The 16706-nt window shown below is 44.8% G+C and carries 15 protein-coding genes; all 15 read right to left on the reverse strand.

Annotation, left to right across the window (positions count from 1 at the left end; all coding sequences use genetic code 11):
• Window positions 1-159: 159 nt before the first annotated feature.
• Window positions 160-1113, reverse strand: coding sequence for a class I SAM-dependent methyltransferase (locus C161_RS31360; protein ID WP_051449571.1), 954 nt, complete (start codon window positions 1111-1113; stop codon window positions 160-162).
• Window positions 1114-1118: 5 nt separating this feature from the next.
• Entirely contained in the window at window positions 1119-1967 is an 849-nt protein-coding gene (locus tag C161_RS03975; RefSeq protein ID WP_036668358.1) for an FkbM family methyltransferase, read from the reverse strand.
• A 40-nt stretch (window positions 1968-2007) separates the two neighbouring features.
• On the reverse strand, window positions 2008-2820 hold the full coding sequence (locus C161_RS03980; protein ID WP_017690645.1) for an ABC transporter permease: 813 nt from the start codon (window positions 2818-2820) through the stop codon (window positions 2008-2010).
• Between the two features lie 4 nt (window positions 2821-2824).
• The gene (locus C161_RS03985) at window positions 2825-3634 is read right to left on the reverse strand and encodes an ABC transporter permease (RefSeq protein ID WP_017690646.1); all 810 of its coding nucleotides are present in this window, start codon (window positions 3632-3634) and stop codon (window positions 2825-2827) included.
• Window positions 3612-4616: an ABC transporter ATP-binding protein gene (locus tag C161_RS03990; protein WP_036668359.1), complete on the reverse strand. Its 1005-nt coding sequence runs from the start codon at window positions 4614-4616 to the stop codon at window positions 3612-3614. The genes C161_RS03985 and C161_RS03990 overlap by 23 nt, the downstream gene beginning before the upstream one ends.
• Before the next feature lie 32 nt (window positions 4617-4648).
• Window positions 4649-5827 (reverse strand): radical SAM/SPASM domain-containing protein, encoded by a 1179-nt coding sequence (locus C161_RS03995; protein ID WP_036668361.1) that lies wholly within the window; start codon window positions 5825-5827, stop codon window positions 4649-4651.
• Between the two features lie 42 nt (window positions 5828-5869).
• The gene (locus C161_RS04000) at window positions 5870-6964 is read right to left on the reverse strand and encodes a radical SAM protein (protein ID WP_036668363.1); all 1095 of its coding nucleotides are present in this window, start codon (window positions 6962-6964) and stop codon (window positions 5870-5872) included.
• A gap of 27 nt (window positions 6965-6991) precedes the next feature.
• Window positions 6992-8107 carry a hypothetical protein gene (locus tag C161_RS04005; RefSeq protein WP_036668417.1) on the reverse strand — a complete coding sequence of 372 codons (1116 nt, stop codon included), beginning with the start codon at window positions 8105-8107 and terminating at the stop codon, window positions 6992-6994.
• A 44-nt stretch (window positions 8108-8151) separates the two neighbouring features.
• On the reverse strand, window positions 8152-9324 hold the full coding sequence (locus C161_RS04010) for a hypothetical protein (protein WP_235193730.1): 1173 nt from the start codon (window positions 9322-9324) through the stop codon (window positions 8152-8154).
• 182 nt (window positions 9325-9506) lie between these two features.
• Window positions 9507-9758, reverse strand: coding sequence for an acyl carrier protein (locus C161_RS04015; RefSeq protein ID WP_036668367.1), 252 nt, complete (start codon window positions 9756-9758; stop codon window positions 9507-9509).
• A gap of 21 nt (window positions 9759-9779) precedes the next feature.
• Entirely contained in the window at window positions 9780-10712 is a 933-nt protein-coding gene (locus tag C161_RS04020; RefSeq protein WP_327196763.1) for an NAD-dependent epimerase/dehydratase family protein, read from the reverse strand.
• A 377-nt stretch (window positions 10713-11089) separates the two neighbouring features.
• Window positions 11090-12145: a hypothetical protein gene (locus C161_RS04025; RefSeq protein WP_036668371.1), complete on the reverse strand. Its 1056-nt coding sequence runs from the start codon at window positions 12143-12145 to the stop codon at window positions 11090-11092.
• Window positions 12146-12194: 49 nt separating this feature from the next.
• On the reverse strand, window positions 12195-13688 hold the full coding sequence (locus C161_RS04030; RefSeq protein WP_084650030.1) for a class I adenylate-forming enzyme family protein: 1494 nt from the start codon (window positions 13686-13688) through the stop codon (window positions 12195-12197).
• A complete protein-coding gene (locus C161_RS04035; RefSeq protein WP_164783195.1) occupies window positions 13685-13900 on the reverse strand; it encodes a phosphopantetheine-binding protein in 216 nt (71 codons plus the stop codon). Before C161_RS04035 ends, C161_RS04030 begins: the two co-directional genes overlap by 4 nt.
• A gap of 1547 nt (window positions 13901-15447) precedes the next feature.
• Window positions 15448-16641: a hypothetical protein gene (locus C161_RS31365; protein WP_051449572.1), complete on the reverse strand. Its 1194-nt coding sequence runs from the start codon at window positions 16639-16641 to the stop codon at window positions 15448-15450.
• Window positions 16642-16706: the final 65 nt, after the last annotated feature.

A 16706-nucleotide genomic window follows, 5' to 3' on the forward strand; every position in this document is an offset into this window, starting at 1 on the left:
TCTTTTACCGCCTTTTCGCCCCCTGCTACGTCACTTTCCCTTGACGTGCCCCGGCACACCTGCGGAAAACTTCCTTGCTTGGAACGAAAATCCAGCAAAATCTGCCGCCTTCAGCGTTTTCAGACACGCCCTAAAATTATTGTTGATATTACGGCTATATTACCTCTTAACAAGGTTCATCATACGGTATTGCCGCGTTCCAGCCTTCATCTCTTCATATTTCTTCGAGCCGGGCAATGCGATGAATTCATTGATATCTCCAATATTCGTGCTCGCTTTGGCGTTGCTCGCAATCCCTTGTGTGCCAGTACGCTGCTTCGCACTCTCATCACATGATAGAAGAACATTCGAAGTCACATCCTGATTGCGGATTACAGACAGGCCTGCTTCATCTAACAGCCTGATGTTCTGCGCTACCTGATCTCCCAGCATCAGCTCCGTATACAGAAATACGCCGCCAACTCTCATTATCCGGTACACCTCTTCATAGAATCGTGATCGGTTCGGATAGGCATGTGCGGATTCTATATTTAACACCACATCGAAGCTCTCGTCTGCAAACGGTATATTCTCCGCATCGCCGACGAGATAAAAAGATTCACCCCCTCGGGATTTGGCATTGCAATAGGCAATATTCGCCGGGCAGATGTCGAGACCGACAATAGACAGCGGCTTGAAATATTTAGACAGAGCTGCTATGTTCCCTCCCCTGCCGCATCCGATGTCGATCACCTGCCGCTCCCGAATCGCCGTCCTGCCCACTGTCTCAAGCAGCAGCTTGACCGAGTTTCTATTCCATGCATCGTCGGGCTCGATCACCGCATGTTGCTCATTCCCGTGCGGGACGTAACCATAATTTAAGAAGGTTGCGAATCGGCCTATACCGGACAACGCAAGAGAGTGCGAAATCTCGCTATAATCCCGAATTTCAGCCTCTTTCCGGTTCCATTCGGAAGGGTGGACAAACTGCTCACGCCGGTCGAGCATCGATACATAACGGTCATCGTTCGTATATACCGCATCGCAGCTGCAGCATTGCAGCAATGCCTCCGACTGGACCAGCACGCCCTTGCAGCTGGAGCATACCAACCTTGCATGTAGATGTTGTAGCATGACTATCACCCAGCCGACGTATGCATTTGATTCAACGCGTACACATTATAGTAATTTGGTATATTCAAATCTGCGTAGTAATCGATCACGGCATAGAAGCCGTTGGTTTGGAAGATGTTCTCGAGCCTGCTGATCTGCTCTCCGTCCAGTCCGTGTACCTCCATTACAATTTGCCTGATTTTGCCCCAATCTTCCGGTTCGATTCCTTCCAGCACCTCGAACTCACTTTTTTCCACGTCGATTTTGAGCAGATCAATTTGGTTCAGATCATAAAAACGGATCATATCGGAGATCGTAGTTAGCTTGCAACGATAGACTTGTTCATTCAGAAGCTTCGGCGACATAAGATGATCGACAAAGCGGTTTAGCATTCGCGGGTCAGCGAAATTATCTTCGTAATGGTTGATTAACCCGTATCGGAGATCTTGATCGTGGTTCTCCCTGTATTTGATCTGGACAGAGTCCGTGGACATCGTAGGAAAATAGGCAAACTCCGCTTCCTTGATCTCATTGGAAAGCCCGACGTTAACCGTCGTTACGCGAGGAAGCGAGCTCGTATTCATCTTCAAGAGTTTAAACGTCGGAGGCAGTGGCTCAAAGGCATATACTCTGCAGTCACTTTTGCTGCTGACATATAGGCTGAACATGCCGATATTAGCCCCGACGTCCAGGACCGTGCCATGATCCGGAAGCGTAATACCGTGCTTGAAATACATCTCCTTGTGGAAAATCTCATTGTAGAGAAACTCGGTCTCTCCTTCGTTGTTTTGATAGATTTCAATCCCGTTGTGCAGCCGTTTCTTTGTAATGGCCTCTGTCTGCAATGGATGACGCTCATGCTCCGTCTTGCTCATTCAATTCACCTTCTCAACAATTTGTTTGTAGGGCATTTCTCTAACTGCTGGCGCTTTCATAGCGTTTGACGGCCAGCTTCCAGAACAGCCTGACCACTAGAAGCGATATAACGGGAGCTACAAAAATCCATATCCCAAGGAACAAGTCCAATCGATCAATCAAATAAACCGACGGCATGTTGGTGATGAACAAGATCGGCACGACATACAGCCCAATTCTCCGCAGCCATTTGGGGTATATGTACATCGGCATATTGTTCAAATCCCAACATTTGTCGAGTATTTCGAAGATCGAACCGGACTTCACCGTCCAGAAGGCAAGGATTTGCGGAAGTAGAAGCACCGAATAGGTCACGATCGTGCTACTCAAGATCACGCCGATATATCCGGCCACGTGGATCAAGCTTGGCTCGATGTCAAGACGCCGCCAAGCCAGTACGATCATCGTGATCCCGGCGATCAGGTTCGGGATTGGAAACGCGAAGTTAACGTGCCGGAATGAAATCATGAACTGCAGCGAAAGCGGCTTCGTCATATACAAGTCCAGCGTCCCGTTGCGGATATGGCCGGCGAATCTATAAAAGTTATCCATAAACAGTCCTGTATAGATTGCGATCATAATCGTATAGGTCCCCGTGAAGATCAACATCTGGTCAGGAGAAATGCCATTGATTTCGATCCCAAGCTGGAAAACGAACAAGATATAGATCAGCTTGGAAAACAGAAATACGGTCTCCATGATCAAACCGGAGTAGAAATTCGCTTTGTATTCCATGTAACCGACCAAGCTGTTCTTTGCGAAAATAAAGAACATACGTACATGCTTCCGAAACTCCGTCAAGCTGATACTCACAGGTCTAACCTCCAACGGCTACATATTTCCTCATCCCGGAATCCCACGACAACTTCGAAATCATCATAAGCACAATTACCCAGACCGCTTGTAAGAGGAGTCCGCGCACGATTTCATGAATCGCCATGCTCCCATTGATGATGTTAACCGGGAAGAATACGACATATTGAAACGGTAAATAGCTGGAGATTCTGGCAAACGTATCTCCGAAAATATTAAGTGGAAAGATGGCACCACTTAGCAGATAGACGCCTTGATTGAACGCGATATAAACGCCCCAAACCTCGGTAATGATGAACGCGAGAGCACTAATCGAATAAAAAAGCAGGAAGTTGATGAGCAGTCCGAACAGAATGCTGACCAGGAACATAACGATCTGCACCCCTCTAAGCTGAAACCCCCAAATCTGAGTAAAAACGATCATCAGTATGACGAATAAGACAAGGACGACCCCGATCTGAACCGTTTTCCCACCGAAAAAATTGCATATCCGATAGCTGAAATAATGAATGGGCTGAGCGATAAATTTGCTCAGTCCACCCGTCTTGATATCATTCGCGATTTCCCCTTCGAAGCCGGCAGAAACCAGCTTGGAGACGACGCCGGACAACACGGAATAAATGATGATCTGTGAATAAGTATAGCCATTAATAATCTCTTGCGGCGAACTGCGAAACACCGCCGTCCAGAGGAAGCATTGGACGAGAATGATGAAGCCGCCGCTGATGATACTCATAAAGAAATCGGTCCGATACTCCATCGCATTCTGAAGCGCAAGGATGTACGTCCTTTTATACTTCTGTAAGGCTTTCATGTCTGACCCCATCTTTCTGATACAAGCTTTCGATGCCTCGCTCGACAGGTATATCTTCAACTGTGAAATCGAGGATCGGGAACCGGTCCAGCATCATCTTGGAAAGCCGCTGAAGGTCATGCTTATCGATCTCCATGACGGCATTCATGCCGTCATGTTGCATGATAGCGCCATACTCGCTTAGCGCTTGCCTCGGCACTTCGTCCGTAAATTGCAGCTTGATGATCTTTTTTGCATGAAACAGCTCGTTCACACGCCGAAGATCGCCGTCGTATACGATCTTCCCTTGATTGATGATGATTGTTCGTTTGCATAAATCCTCAATATCCGCCATATAGTGGCTTGTCAGAATGACCGTTGCTTTTGTCTGCTGGTTATAATACTTCAGGAACTCCCGAATGCGCTTCTGCGAAATCAGATCAAGTCCGATTGTAGGCTCATCCAGAAAAATCACCTTAGGCCGGTGGATGAGCGACGCAATTAGCTCCATCTTCATCCGTTCCCCCAGCGAAAGCCTACGTACCTGAATATTGAGCAGATCTTTAACATCAAGTATCTCCGTAAGCTCATCCAGGACAAGGTTGTAGGGCTTATCCTCGACCTCATAGATGCATTTGTTCAGGTACAACGATTCGTTCGCCGGTAAATCCCACCACAACTGCGATTTCTGCCCCATCACGATCGAGAACTGCATCTTGAATTCTTTTTTTCGCTCCCAAGGGACATAGCCTAATACCGTCGCTTGCCCGCTTGTCGGATACAAGATGCCGGACAGCATCTTAAGCGTAGTTGTTTTGCCGGAACCGTTCGGGCCTAAGAACCCGACCATCTCGCCTTGCTCGATTACAAGTGATATCTCGCTAACCGCTTCTTTGATCAGTGATTTCCGCTTCACTAAATTTTTTAGCGATTTTTTGAACCCCAATTCTTTTTCGTAGTAATTGAAGCTTTTGGATAAGCGTTCCACTTGGATAATGCTCACTGGTTCACCTCATTTATGCTCATGTAGAATAGTTAAACACCGTGCAAATGCAAGACACTGCACTTGGAACATGCCGGTGTCAGTCGTTCATCCATCATTTCCCTTATCCTTCTGTAGGTCATGCCGTGCCATAATTCCTGTACGGACGCTTCATTTAATTTGCCGATCTCAAACTCCTTGAAAAATTTGCATGCAACAATCGTTCCATCGGGCGTAATATCCATCCGGTTCGAGAGAGCCAGGCACTTCTTGTTCATCGTGCCTTTACTCTTCACCTCTTTGCCGAGCACGAAATCTTCGATCTGGTCATAATCCAGATTCGGCTGGTAGCGTAAACGCATTTTCCAGACCCGATTATTCACCCGGTCCAACTCGCTCATCAAAGCAGGGATACGCTCCGGATCGAGCTTGTAGTTAAAGGCGTGCCAGCTTCGTTCGCCCTTGTGCTCGCTCGCCGGAAGGAAGTCGAACTTCTGGTCAAAGTAATCGTCCATTCCCTGCGTGCATTCGTCCGAGATGTACCACGGGAAGCAGACCATGACCATATCTACACCGACGTCCTCCAGAAATTCCAGCAGATCGTAAAGCTTGTCGGTCATAGCATCGTTAACGACGGTATGGATCGTAATTTTGCCCCTGAATCGGTTTTCCTTGCGCAGCTGGACTAGCATCCGAATAGCATCTATCGCCTTGTTGAATACCCCTTTGCCGCGAAGCGCATCATTCTCTTCTTCGAATCCATCAAGTGCAATGAGCAGCTCCAGATTGTCGGAGATTCTCAGCAAGGCGTCCAGCTTTCGCTCGATCAGCATCGCGTTCGTGCAGATCGTCGTCTCGCGAGGATGGGCTTCAAGCAAATCGGCCAAACGGTCGAAATGGCTGTATACGAGCGGCTCGCCGCCCCAGATATAGAGTCTCGACTTGGCTGGTTCCGTCTCAAGGATCAGCTTCTCCAGCAGCCCGTAGTCGAGCTGTTCCCGCTGCTGCTCCGGTGTCATAAAGTGATGGTAGCCGGTGTCGTTCCATTGATAGCAATGCTTACAGCGCAAGTTGCATTGGTTCGTCAGTTTAATCCCGACCGACTCTGGCAACGGTGTCGCGTAACCCGCTATTTTCTCCATGTTCCGCTTTGTTTCCACCGTATTCTTGATAGTACGTTTCAATATTTGCAAATCCTTTGGGGAATGTTTAATCTCTGATTTTGGATTCATATCAACACACCCTTCTTAAACTTATTAGGTCATTCACATGAATCAATAGATATAATACCTTGAACAAGCCGTACAAATCGGAAGCATATTTTTTTTCATATACGCGCGATAATCTTTGTACTTGTCACTACTCCAGATATCCAGCAAACTCTCTTCGTTCACGTTGCCGAAGGTCAAATCATAGAAGGCATGGCAGGGCGAAACGTCGCCCCTTGCCGTAATCTCCGCATAAACCCATGGAAGGGAGCACCGATTTCGTTTATCAGCCATCTGATGGAATTGCCCCGAGAAATAGTTACTCAAATTTTGTTCATCTATCGTCTTCGGATAGGTGATCACATGGATGCGGTTTTTCAAGCAATACGCTTTAACATTATTGAGCTGTCTCGTCAATTCCGGAATATCGATCTGGCTGAACGAACTGGTGTCCCGCCAGACCATCCCCTTGGCATAAGGAGCTTCATGCACGTCGAATTTGTCACTAAGAACCTCCACATATTGGGCATACTGCTCTTCCGTTGCATAGAGCTGCACTTCCATGCTGATATGGTCCAACATCGACAAGTCGATATGCTTAAAGAAAAATTCCTCAACGTACATATAGTTCAAGGGCGTAATGATAAAGGATACACCCATTTTCGGAAATTGCTTGCCCTTGCTTTCCCGAAGCTCATAAAGCTTCTCGATCCCCTTGATTACTTTCTTGAATACGCCTTTGCCTCTCTGCTTATCGTTGATTTCCTCAGGGCCGTCGAGCGACATCCAGATCTTATTTGGAGCAGTCTCGACAAGCATCTCGGCATGCTGCTCAAGCAATGTGCCGTTCGTGGGGAAGTCCGCTTTACTTCCATAGTGATTGATCATGGCGAGAATGTCGCTCAGCCAAGGGTACATCAGCGGCTCGCCGCCGAAGAAATCGTAATACGGCTTGCCCGGGCTGCACTCGACGATGATCTTTTTAATGAGATCCGGATCCAGATGCGCTAACGTTTTTTTGCTTTTGTAGGGCCCTTCGAGTCCCCACTCATAGCACATCTTGCATCGTAAATTACACTCCTCCAACAGCTGCATGACGATCCATCTCGGATAGCTTGTCTTTGTCTTATCTTGGACGACACTCAATTTGTTTACGCTCATCGCATAACCCCTTCTGCCATTGGAATCTTACCCCTTCGTTAACGCGACTCTCGCACAATAATGATCCACATAATTCGTCCGTTCTCCGGGTCTGTTCATGATCGCTTGATGCATCTCCCTAAGGACCTCTACGGAAAAATCCATCTCCCGCCACTTCTCGTAGCGTATTCCGAACCCCAGTGATTCCCACAATTCCAAATTGCTAAGCTCGTGACTTCCGAACGGCTCCAGCAGAATAAGAGGGGTTTCGGATGCAAGCGAATCGATTAATGTGCCCGCTCCCGGCTTGGCCACGATAGCCATCGCCTCCGAAGCAATATCGAATAACCAATGATGATCAACCTCAGCGGCGTATGACTTCGTGTCTTCTCCCGTTATTTCAATGTATGGCGGAAACTCGTGCAGGCCGTTCGCACTCTTCACCCATGCACACCATTCCGGATCATTCATCCAATATCGGTGATCGGGATCGGGCTTCGCTTCCTTCCAATCGTAAGCTACGATATCAAGTCCATAGTTATGGCCGGCAAGCTCTGGAATTGTACTTTGATAAGTGCCCATCCCCCAGCCGCCGCCATGAACAACAAGCCGCCGCTTCCTTGAGTTGAAGGGCAGTGGCGTACGATGAAGAACTGGGATTTCGCATCGAATCTCCATCTTGTCAGTGTCATAGAGACAAGCATTGTAATAATACTCGTCATAGCGAGAATGAAACTTCTTCAAGCTCTTCCAAGACGGGGCCAGATCTGAATCGACGTAGAGCAGGTCTACATGAATTTGATTCGGCAGCATCTTCTCCCTATACAAATCCAGAATATAGATCCAGTGTCCGGATAACGATATGAATTCGTACCGGTCTTCCGCTTTCCATGCCTCCAGCAATAGCTCGACCTGGGCATAATCAATGCTGTTGCGTATATCCATCGGCATTCGGGCCGATAAATTGGCAAGTGCGAAATTATTGTGGTACGCCTTTCTGCTGTCTACAATATGATCCATCTTGTCTTGCTCCAAATAGCTTTCGAACACGAGCACTTCCGTCGCGATATCCCTTTTCTCGAAATCACTTGCAGCTAACAGACCGGGAATATAGAAACCCAGACCGAAACCCGAGCATAGAATCGTCACTTTCCGCTTACCCATAAAATTTCTTCCTCCATTCATGGCTTCAAGCGCTTCGGACTGCATCAGCGGGCGATCTTGAAGGATAACGCCGACAGCACCTCCTTAACCTTAGCGGTCAATCGTTCGTTATCCCATTCCCCCTGGATCAACGAATAATATAATCTGCCTTTCACCTGCTTATTCCGGATCCCCTTGCACTCGCTGACGACTTTGTTAATAAGGAGCGTATTCGCGCTTAACGGTAAAATACCGAATCCTCGATCAGGCTTATATAGAACACCCTCGCGGTCCAGCGATTCAAGCAATTGATCGAATGATACATCGCATGCAAACTGTAAAGTCGCATGCGTCATGCTCCCGGCCGTGTCGTGCTTCTTCAGGTAGCGGTCAACGTAATGCTTGATCAGACTCATCGATCTTCTTGCATTCACCTCAACAATCGGAACGATGCGGCCGTCTGTCAACAGCATAGAATCGACGCATACGTCGCCGTGATAACCCGACCGATAAAGCTCGCGAGCCGCCCGTTTCATTACATCAAAATACTTCGCTTCCTGCAGCATATGAAGCAACCTATCGTCTGCTGTATAGGAGCCTTGGTAAGCGAAATTGTGATTGACCAACTGCTGCACTGAGATATGTCGGTAAGTACCGTCCGAATCGATGTGGAATTGGCAAGAAAAATCCAATTCCTTGCGGAGGAACGGCTCAATAATAAACCGAACCGTTTTTCCCTTGCTGCACTGATCGGCGACATAGGATGTGACTCGCTGCAAAATCGCTTCCGACTCGATCAGCAAATTCCCTTTCCCGGATACCCCAAACTCATCTTTGATCAGGAAGGGTCCTTGATTCAGCAAAGTCAAGCCGCTTGCCAGCAGCTCTTCGGGAGAATAGACCGTCTGGCTGTCACATCGAAGATCAAGGCGACGGTTCAATTCGGTTGAATACAGCTTCGAATTGACAGTCTGAACCGTTTCGATAGCTGGAAAATCCTGTTCCAGCCCGTAACGCGCTGCAGTACGATCCACCCCCGGAATGACGGCAAAGGGCGACAACCGGGCGCCGTCCAGCAAGTATAGATCCATGTCACCCATTCGATCGGCTGATGTGAGCAGGTCGAATATATTGGCGGTTCTGCCTACGCTTCCTACATCAGGACTCTCGAGATCGGTTGAATTGGAAAGAAATTTAAATCCGATCTCATGCAAATACGCTTTATGGCAAACGTTCATTCGATAGCGAGTAATGAGCTTATCCTGCGCCTCGCAAAATGGGAAGAGCAGCTCATCCATGGCCATCACGATATTCTCCATTTCAGGATCGTGAAACGACGGCAGTTTGGCTAGATTAGGGTCGCGCCAGAAGCGTTCCGCGTCAAATGTCCCGATAATGAGCTCGAACTTGCGTCTATCGTTCATACAGGCGCTGTTTTCTGCAGCTCCGAGATATAATTGCAGAAGGTCGTTACCGACTCCATAAGATTGAAGTCGAATTGTTCAAAATCGATTTCAATACCGAAACGCTCTTCCACCTGTAGTACAAAAGTAATTAGCTGTAAAGAGTCCAATCCCCCGTCTTCCATGATGTTCGAATGCTCGTTCAAACTGTTTGCCAGTTGGGCGTCTTCCTTGATTTCGCATATCATCGCTATGATCTGTTCTTGCATAGGTACCTCCCGTTTAATGGATTATTGACCCTGGTAATAATGGATCGTTCTAGCGAGTGCATCATGCAAACTGATCGCCGGTTCCCAGTCCATAATCGTCCTTGAAATGGTAATATCCGGCTTCCTTCTCCTTGGATCGTCTTCCGGCAGCGGGAGAAACTCTAACTGCGCGTTGGACTTCATTAGCTCCTTCAATATTTGGGCGACTTCAAGTATGGTGACTTCCTCCGGATTCCCCAAATTGATTGGCTGTTCATACGTGGTGCTCAGCAGTCTCACAATCCCTTCCAGCAAATCGTCGATATACTGAAAGCTCCTCGTCTGTCTGCCGTCGCCATAAATCGTAAGGTTTTGCTTGGACATGATTTCATTAATGAAATTGGTAATCACGCGTCCGTCATGTAAATCCATCTTCGGACCGAATGTATTGAAGATCCGAATGACCCTTACCGGTATACCGTATTTCCTGTTCATCCAGTAGGTGATCGCCTCTGCATACCGCTTCGCTTCGTTGTAGCAGCTTCTTGCTCCAACCGAATTCACGTTGCCATAGTAGCTTTCCGGCTGAGGGTGAACAGTGGGGTTACCGTAAATCTCGCTTGTTGAAGCCAAGAAGAACGCAGCCTGCTTTTCTTTGGCCAGATACAGCAGATGCATCGTCCCTTCGCTGTTGACCCTCATCGTTTCGATCGGATAGGACAGATATTTGGGCGGACTGGCAGGACTGGCAAAATGCATCACCCAATCGACAGGGCCTTCAATTGCGAGCGGATAAATGACGTCATGCTCGATAAACTTGAAATTTGGCGACCGTAAGAGATTGTCTATGTTTACAGTAGACCCGGTCAGAAAATTATCGACGCCGATAACGGTATGGCCTTCCCGCAGCAGCCTCTCGGCGAGGTTGGAACCGATGAAGCCTGCGACTCCTGTTAATACAATGAATATTATGATCCTCCCCCTTGCTTAAGGACTGTGAAACCACTATTAATTCAATCGAAACAGGTTTGGTTCTATGCATGAGTCACAAGATGTTGGGTTAAATACTAGGAGAGATTCTTGAGGTGAGTGGATCCGTTGTGGTTGTGCCGGAAAAAGCGCTTGAAGCAATGCGGATCGTTGAAAGACAAGAAGGCAATAGGCTGTCAGCAAACGTTTGTTTTAATACAAGAGCAACGGTTTGGCTTACTCAACACGCTGTCTCCCAACGATTATAATCCCGGCATCACTCCTTCCATAAATATGCCCGGATCACCACGGGCTTCGCGCTAAAGCTTCTATTCGGGTGCAAGAAGAGATATCCACAACTGACATCATCTGCTCCCTCAACATTACTGAATAACTACCTTCTTCAGCCATCGTTCAAGGAATATGGATTCTTCATTTTCTATATTCGTAATCAGCGTTTGTAAACTTTCGGAAATACTCGTATCCTTTGTCAAATTATATTTAATCGCTAGATTCACAAGGATTTTTGCTTTAAGTTCAATAGCTGTGAATTCATCTATATGCTCTTGATTTAATTTAATTAAATGCTGATTATCGTACAAGTACTTGAATCTTAGCGTCATTATCTTCTTATGATCATAAAGTAAATGAAAGGGTCTTATATCAAGCATAGCCTTATGTTCCGATGTCTCTTTCACATAATTATATAGAGTTGTGTATATTTGCATGCCGAAGTCAAGATTATCCCTGTCGCCCCCGTAGTTAAACATCTCCCAATACTCCGGCGTTTTGTTAGTGAAATAATTTCTTATCGAATTCACTAGGGTATCTGCACTGAATTTATCCTGATTTTGATCATTGAATCTATACAGATAAACCATCTCTCTAAGATAATCATGATTCGTTGTTAGATGATTCGTGTCGAACGCAAGATTGAAATCAGTAAATGATATCTCAGCCTGACTATACACGCCGTTCTTAAAGAAATCGGAAACATACAATATCTTTCTATCCAAATCATAACCGTAAACAAATATGTCATGATGCAATTGAAGTTTATTGTAGCGATCGCTTAGGGGCACGTAGAAATAATTGATCATGGTGTGGACATAGTTATTAGCATTAATATTTTCTATAATAAAATGAATAACAGAGTCCCATTTAGTTGTTACAGTATCTCTATGTATCTTTTGTGTAGTAATCCATTTGCACGCATCCGAAGGCCGCAGCTCATAAGTCACAGGAAAATAAAAATCTCCCCAATGATGTTTATAATCTTTGTTAATAAATAATTGAATATAATTGCTAAATATCCATGGATGTGCGCACTCGTAATGGGTAAGTATGGACAAGAGATGAGCATGTTGCGTATAGGTTGTAATCATCGGATAACTGACCGGCAGTATTTCTCTTCCCAATGTTTGAGTTGAATTCTTCAACCTTTCGTTCACCCCTCGTTATTTGGTTAAATGGCTTAAGGATGCCGAATCAGTATATCTCATTTAGCAATAAGCGCTTCGTACTTGCCCTGTCCAGTTTTCCTGTTTTTGTTTTTGGAATGTTATCGATAATCCTCCATTGTCTAGGCACTTTATACGATGATAAATGCAAGTTGCAATGTCGTGTCAGTGCATCTATATCAATCAGGCATTCATTAAAAACTTTCAGAAATGCGATAGGCACTTCGCCTAACAGATCATCGTGTACACCAACAACCATGACCTCCTCCACTTCTTTCAAGCCGTACAAAAATTCCTCGATTTCTTCCGGATAGATATTGATACCGCCGGATATAATGATATTCTTCTTTCGGCCTGTGAGTATAAGACACCCTGATTCATTCCAATATCCCAAATCTCCTGTCTTTAACCAACCCTCAACAATGGTAGCGTTCGTTAACTCCGGGTTTTTGTAATAACCGAGCATCACATTCGGGCCCTTGACCCAAATTTCTCCGATAGCCGCTCCTTCAACCTCATTCTCTTCTTCGTCAACAAGACGAATAGAAACGTCATTTATGGGTGATCCACAGGATAAGTAGCGCTCTCCCCGTTCCATCATGGTCACCCGCGGAGAAGCTTCGGTCAATCCATAGGTTTGAATAATGTCCGCGTGAGGAAATACAGTCTGAAGATGGTCTACTAATTTCGCGGGAATCGCCGCACCGCTAATTACAATAAATTCAATGGAATCAAAGGTACTCCAGTTTTTTGTCTGATGGAAATCGGAAAAAAAGTGCATCAATTGCGTAGGCACCGCTGAGAATCCCGTGACCGCCTTATTCTGAAACAGTTTAAACGCTGTGCGCGGCAGCAAGGGCAAGCTGATAAGTTTAATTCGGGTTCCATATAACATACAAGAAATAAATTGCGTGACAATCGTAGAACTGAAATGAACGGGCATCGTTACAAGAAACGAATCTTGTTCTGTATACCCCACCTTTCCGCCATGTGCCAACGCATTCGTTAATACATTCCAATGGGATAACATAACGATTTTAGATTTTCCGGTTGTGCCCGATGTAGGAAGGAGAATCGCACATTGATTGGGATCGGACTGATTGGTTAACGAGATCGATTCGAACGAAGGCATTGGTTCTTGCGATAAATCCTGAGCGGTAACCCAAGGAATGTCGGAATTTAAATGCGCTGGCTGTGCAGATTTGCTGATAACCAATTTGGCGTCACTGGCATTTAAAATATTTTCAATTTCAGTATTGGACGCCGAATAAGGAACCGGTACTAACACATAACCGCAGAATTGAATGCCCAGCGCAGCAAAAATGAACAAGGGCTCATTATTTGTGTATAATGCAAGATGGCTTCCGGACTCAAGCTCAAAATTCTTGTGGATATATAGAGCAATCAAGTAAGCTTCTGTCATCACCTCTGCGTAAGTCCATTGCTGCTTTAGATCTTCAAGGATAATATGATCTTGGCGATCAGAGGCCTCCAGAAATAGACGCTGAATGATAGTCATCATAGCGTTTTCACAGTCAAATAATTAAGGATTAATCCAGCCGTGGAGAACTTCTCAAATAACAGATCTTCATCAGGGATCGAGATGTTAAACTTCGATTCCATTAGAACAATAAGCTTGATGAAGCCTACTGAATCGATCCCTTGGTCCAACAAACGGGTATCGTGGCCTTCCGGATACTCGATGTCCAGCTCAGCAAAAATTTCATCTCTCAAGATAGATTCTATTGATTTAGACATCATATTCCCCCGTTAGATAATCTTTAGAAAGGCTGATTAAAGAGGATAGTATACGTGATGAGCAAGTGAAAGTGATTTGAAGAAGAATAAGTTCATAACGATGGAAAAGGTGAATTTGCACTGAAAGAGTTGTTTGCAGAGATGCTGCAATTCATGCTGGAGGTGGAATATGACATGGTTCATGTCATAAAAAGCTTGACGCGAAGAGTACAACGACGGAAATACTTGAGGGTTCCCTCGTCAACATCGCAAAGCCTAAAGAAAAAAGCATTTTCCCAAGCAATGAAGCGTTGCTGAAAATGCTCTACAAAACTACGATGAATGTCACTCGTAAATGGACAGAGTGTATATACAACTGGGAGTAAGCCCCCAATCAACTCTCCATTTTCTTCCTCGACGGGATCAAACTATACTGCGTAAAGTTTTTCTTGGTAGCGTTTACACTAGTAGATTTACAGCACCAAGCGCCCGATATATTTAATATAATTACATATATGCCAATTGTCAACAGTTTTGAAAAAGCCCATTGATGCCCTCTGGAATTCCATTCGTCATCTGGTTGTTTCTCTCATTTGTGATTGTTTCAAAATGTGTATGGTAAAGGGAAAATATAGTTAACGCAACCATTCCAGTCATAAAGAATACGCCCAATACAATAAACATTGTCAGAATGCTTCATAACCACAATGTCGAAGTGTTTTGTCTAGGGACTGTTAAGCTTACGAGGAAACAGACGAGCGGAGATATTGATAAGGAGAACGGCTCGACTTCAAACTGGAATCGCTCATGAACACGATACAGAATCACGTGTATCAGCGTCCAAAGCTGAGTTAATGAAGTTTGCCTCGCTTTGACGTCCAATCGAAATCAGTTATAACTCTAGCACATGGGTAAACACGGTTTCCAGTAACCTCTTTCATCCGTTCGGAAAGAGGTTACTGGTACGAAAGTCTGGCTGTTGGCCAGCGGCGAGCCACATGAAGATGATATTTTCACGAACCGCCCTACAAGGCTTCTCTACCCACATTTGGCTACAAGCGTGATGATAAGAAGCTTCTACTTGATGAGATCTATGCCCCTATAGTTCAAGAAATTTCACCTCTATCTGTATTAGGTTTAGGGTGTGTACAAAATCAGTAATTACTTCATTATTACAGGTACAAAAAAAGACACGGAAGAACAACTCCGTGCCTATATAAAGCAATTATCCCGCTTCACCGAACTTCAAATTGAAGGTCAACAAATCTTTAAGCAGGCACTTCAAAGACTTATTCAAAAAATTGAAGTTATTAGAGACGGTTCAATCAAAGCCATACATTACATATTTCCCGTCCTCAATCCATAAGGAAGTTGGAACAACGAGCGGCGTAGGAATTAATCCTGCCCCTTCCATTTTAAGCAACGCACAGCACTCAACATGTGTGGTTTGCGCAAAATGGACAATCTTTGATGTGGTAGTATTCGCAAGAAGAACCCTTCCGAATGGAAACGGAAGGGTTCTTCCATTGTACTGATCAATTTAATTACACGGATTCTGTCTGTTTGAAGTACGGGGTAATTAGATCTTCAAAAAACTCTCTTCTCTCCGTATTGCTCTTATCCAAGAAATTCACATTATCATACCACTTGATTAGATGCTCCCTATCAAAATCCTTGCGCTCACCGATATATATAAATGCCCCGGCTAAATACGTGACGTAGTCGATACGTTCAGGAATATTAAGATTATCTTCAATAAATGCGATCGCCTTATCAAGAGCATCCAACGCGATATTGAAAATTTCCCTAATATCTTTCGCATCAAATTTGCTAACCAAGGATGCTTTTACGTCGGAAGGGAATGGACAGAAATTCAGTTTGTGTGATTCGTCACCTCTAAACACTTCAATTGCCGGGTTAAGCATTGCCAAGGGAATTGAGATTTCAGTTGACTTTTGCACAAGCAATTCAGACATATCTGCCTCACGTAAACGCTCCAAGAATTTGTCAGTGTATTCCGAGTAGAAGTCCACTCCCTTTACTAACATTTCCGTAAGTTCCACTTGAACACCAGTTACTTTTGTTCCCGCTAAGTTAAGAACCTCAAACCACTCAAGTTGCTGCTCCTCAGTCAAATCGTACGCAATATTTATTACGTAATAATAACCCATAAACTTATTCCGAACCTTGTTTAACATATTACTGATGTTAAACGGATGAAGTAGAGGTCTTTCACTAATAAAACGCTCAAGTATTTGAGGGTCCTTATTATACAACACACCAACTGGTACTTGACTATCTTTTGGTGCCTCGAAATTAAGCAAAAACTTACCGACAGATATATCAAAATAAACATTATTAAAGTCCGGGTGATCAATGTATGCCTTGAAGTTACATGTTAATCTTTGTTGACCATCGATAACAGAATCTTTGTTAAGAATACTTTCAGGATTCAATTCCATTCTATCGATAAATGAAATTTGAATGCCCACATTACCCTTTTGGCGGATCCGGTTAATCGATATAGGAGATACAGCTGCAAACCCTCTAAGTTGGAAATTCAAGAGTGCAATTGACTTTTCTAGTTGCCATCGAATATAAGTTTGAAAAATCGGTAGGACGATCGCCCCTTTTTCAATGTCACTACATATTTCTCTTAAGGATCTAGTAATCGATTCTTTTGTAGGATCAAAATCAACGTATTTTGCCAATTCCTTATTAACTCTGACTGCTGCCATTTTTTCCACACTCCTCACAATCGCTTTTTTTATTTCATATGCCTCAATAATAACTAATTATTATA

The organism is Paenibacillus sp. FSL R5-192, from assembly GCF_000517845.1.
GTDB classification, from domain to species: Bacteria; Bacillota; Bacilli; order Paenibacillales; family Paenibacillaceae; genus Paenibacillus; species Paenibacillus amylolyticus.